This window comes from Mesorhizobium sp. M7A.F.Ca.CA.002.05.1.1 (genome assembly GCF_003998335.1).
Taxonomy (GTDB): Bacteria; Pseudomonadota; Alphaproteobacteria; order Rhizobiales; family Rhizobiaceae; genus Mesorhizobium.
Genome location: NZ_RZQI01000640.1, coordinates 1 through 3,492, shown reverse-complemented (window position 1 = coordinate 3,492; position 3,492 = coordinate 1). Strand labels below are relative to the sequence as shown.

The window sequence follows — 3,492 nt, the reverse complement described above, 5'->3', positions numbered from 1 at the left end:
CTTCGGGGCCGGGGGAACCGACGATGGGGCGACGTCGGTCCAGCGGGCGGTAATTACCATCGGCGGCCAGCCAGCTCAGCCGCAGGATGATGAGGAGGATGGCATCAAGCCCTTGCCGGATCGCCTGATCATGGAACTGACCGCCGAGCGCACGCTGGCGCTACGCGACAAGCTCGCGAACGATCCGGCGATCGCCTACCTTGCCGTGCTCCACAAGTTCGTGCGCGACGTGTTTTCCCGCTACAGATCACAGGGTGTCGCGATGGAAGTCTCTGTCCGCGGCACGGTTTTCTCGGCCCAATCTGCCGAGCTTCGCGACACGCCTTACGCGCACGCGGTCGAAGTCCGCCACGCGGCCTGGGAAACCCGTTTGCCTGGGGGGGTCGACGACCTCTGGGATGCGCTTGCGGCGCTTACTGACGACGAGCGAGCCGCGCTTTTTGCCCATTGTGCATCCTTCGGCGTGAACGCCCTTTATGAAAAGGCCGATCGCTATGGGAACGGCGCTATCTCGGCACATGGCGTGCAGGAGCGTCTCACTGAGGCCGATCACCTGGCCCGGGTAGTCGGCCTCGACATGGTCGATGCCGGTTGGCGGCCGACGGTCGGCAACTATCTCGGGCGCGTCACCAAGGCACGTATTATCGAGGCCGTTCGCGAGGGTGAAGGCGAGAGCGCCGCCCAGCTTATCGACCACCTCAAGAAGGACGACATGGCCAAAGAGGCGGAGCGGCTGCTGGCCGACAGTGGCTGGCTGCCCGAACCGCTGCGGCTCATCGACCTCGATGCCGAGGGCGCGTCAAACGCGGACGAGGCAGACAAAGCGCTGCCCGATTTTCTCGCCGGTGACGACGAAGACAGTCGGGGCGACGAGAAGAGTGAGCAGCAACTCGACGCCGCGGAATAGCCTCGGCTTCGCGGATGATCTGGCTGCCCGGCACTTGCAAGAGCGCCGGGCCTTTTTGTGTGCGGTGGTCAGAGTGAGAGGGCGGGCGCGACGGGTTTGAGCCCGTCCGGTCAGAGAGAGCGCCGGAGGGCTTTCCCGTGTCGCTCTCCGAACGTCCGGTCAATTTCTGGAAGCTACGACCAGATCGGCGAGTACATCTTGGCCGGTCGCGCGGATCTGGGGATCTCGAGATTGCCGCTGGACCCACGCCTGTTTGAATGGGCGCCGCTCGGGTCGGCGCGCAACGTGTGCATCTTTCATCCCGACCACCGCTTTTCACAACAGACCTGTATCCAGGCGCACGACCTGGCTGGCGAAACGATCGTCGATATCGATCCCCAGTTCGCCGCCCACCAGATGAACTTCAATGCGTTGCGCTTCGCCGGCGTTGAGCCGAACATACTGGTGGAATTCGACTGCAACGGTCACGAGGCCGGATACGTTTCGGCTGGCCTGGGCATTTCCATAACCAATGAAATCATTGCGCGTGAATACGAAGCGTTTAACCTCGAAGCAAAACCGGTGGAACCGTCAGCTCTTTATCATTACGTCGCGATTTGGCAGAAGGGCAGGACCTTTTCGAATGCTCTGAGCGTGTCGCTCGAGGCGATTATCGCGGCCTTTTCCACCGCTCCTGCGAAAGGATGAGATTTCTCAGAGGGCGGCTAGAGAACGACGCTAGGCAGCCGGCGCGGCGCCTGCGGCCGCACTGGGAACTCAAGCCGTTTCCAAAACGCCTTGGAATTGAGCGAGTTGCTTTGGAAAATGATGAGCGAGGTAGCGTACCAGTTTGGGGCTATCCATCAGCCGGTTGAGGTGTCCTCGTACCGCTACAAGTTCGAGGCCCCACGAACCAATGTGCTCAGCGGAGTTTCGAAATTCCTGGCTCAACTCGGCCTGGCAGGGGCTGCGTGAAAAATGAGCTGCCCGCATTCGTAAACCGGCTAAGCCACTTGCTGCTGACTAACGGCTTGGAAGTGCGGCAGCGTCGCCTTTTGAAAAGCATGAGCTCGAGGCAGCCATTTCATACGGTTCCTGGCCGCATCAACCAGTTCCTCCTCGCGGGTAAGGCCGTTCACAAAGAGCTTTAGCAGGTGAGAAGCCGCTTTTTCGGCATCGGGCGAAGTAAGCGGCAATTTGCTCTCGTCGCACACAGTCGGGCAAATGCGAGACAACATTTCAATCTCGCACGGACCAAGGCAGTGACCAGGGTACAACATAATTTTCCTCCATACGGCTGTGGTTGCAAGACTAGCCTACGGACTGGGCCTGCCGGTGGTTCAACCTGGCGCGCATCAAGACCATCAGCACAGTCTCGTCTTTGATGCCTGTTTGAAACAGTCGGACCAACTCTGAGGCGAGTTCCCCGGCCTCAACAGAAGTGGTTAGAATCTCGTGTTCCTCACAAAGCTGCGAGAATACAATCCTCAGCGTGCCCAGTTCCTCAGGGAAAATAGGTTGCGCGCCGCCGATGGGGAAATTCATATGAACGTCCTTTGAATAATACTGATCTTGAGTGCTGAAGAATGGCTCCAAAGCCAGCAACGGTCATTATCATTTGCGTACAAGGCGGCGCTTGGTAAAAATCGTACAAAATTTCTTTGGAGGCGCCGGCGTGTGTTCCGAGACGCCAGCGCATGCAAGGATGGGCCGGAAACTGCGCTACCTTAAGCGGCCTCTATCTCTACCGACTAACGATGCTGTTCGTCATGATCTTTGGCGATGGATGATCCCTTCGATGACTCTCGCGTCGGCATCGTATTCCGCCGCCCGCGCGGCCATGTGCCAAGCTGTGTCTTTCCCGAGCGGCTTGACTTTTGCCGTCCGCATCGCGAACTCAGCTCTGGCGCGCCCTGAGAAGACTGCAAGGGGCCCCTCCGTGGGCAGTTGCTTGCCATCAAATGTAAGGACACCTCGTTGAAACACCCGAGCAGAGGCCCGTCACTGATTTCCCTGAAGTCCAGTGACGGGCGGCCTACTTCGTCAGACGTCGGCTAGCGCTAAATCTTTCTCGTAGGGCTGGAACAAGCTTTCGCAACCGAAGTTGGAAATGTGCTTGGTTGAGACAAGTCCAAGCTCTGGTGCAAGGCCCGTCGCTGTCAGTGTCCTTCAGCGGCGGGCTTCCTTCGTCAGACCCTCGACGGTCTCAATAATCGCCTGGGCAGAGCTTCGCCTTCGTGGATCGGTTCGGGGCCGTAGAGACCAAGGAGGGCTTCCTCAGATGGCAGCACGCCGGGCGGGCATACCTGCTCGTAGCCATTCGGACGAGCTTCAATGCGGCGCGTTCGCCAGTTTCTTCGGTTGCCACAGGGGCATCGGTTCCATGTGTCAAAGGTGAGGTCGGCACGATCAAGTTACCACGCACCGGTAACGGTGAGCGTGCCGACCCATCTGGGCACAAAGGTGGGCTAAATGACCAGGCCTGCAAGCTACTGGCAGAATGAAAGCGCAGCAATTAATCCTGTTGGCCTAGACTGCCCGTCAGGCCATTCCGCGATAGCACCATAGGCATAAGAGTCGGGGATATATTAGCTTGTGCTTGCGGC

4 protein-coding genes and 1 pseudogene are annotated in these 3,492 nt (G+C 59.0%); 2 read left to right on the top strand and 3 right to left on the bottom strand.

What is annotated here, in order from left to right; genetic code table 11:
• Both EN939_RS25665 and EN939_RS25660 read left to right on the top strand, forming a co-directional pair.
• Positions 1-907, top strand: a pseudogene (locus EN939_RS25665) (DNA-binding protein); the annotation flags it as partial.
• A 57-nt stretch (positions 908-964) separates the two neighbouring features.
• Positions 965-1,594, top strand: coding sequence for a LysR family transcriptional regulator substrate-binding protein (locus EN939_RS25660; protein WP_236383364.1), 630 nt, complete (start codon positions 965-967; stop codon positions 1,592-1,594).
• A gap of 69 nt (positions 1,595-1,663) precedes the next feature.
• Here the strand turns inward: EN939_RS25660 and EN939_RS40100 are convergent, their stop codons facing one another.
• The 3 genes from EN939_RS40100 to EN939_RS25650 form a co-directional block, all read right to left on the bottom strand.
• Positions 1,664-1,879 carry a plasmid partitioning protein RepB C-terminal domain-containing protein gene (locus tag EN939_RS40100; protein ID WP_372958892.1) on the bottom strand — a complete coding sequence of 72 codons (216 nt, stop codon included), beginning with the start codon at positions 1,877-1,879 and terminating at the stop codon, positions 1,664-1,666.
• An 11-nt stretch (positions 1,880-1,890) separates the two neighbouring features.
• Positions 1,891-2,082, bottom strand: coding sequence for a hypothetical protein (locus EN939_RS25655; protein WP_127270414.1), 192 nt, complete (start codon positions 2,080-2,082; stop codon positions 1,891-1,893).
• 115 nt (positions 2,083-2,197) lie between these two features.
• Positions 2,198-2,431, bottom strand: coding sequence for a hypothetical protein (locus tag EN939_RS25650; RefSeq protein ID WP_127270415.1), 234 nt, complete (start codon positions 2,429-2,431; stop codon positions 2,198-2,200).
• Between the last annotated feature and the right edge of the window lie 1,061 nt (positions 2,432-3,492).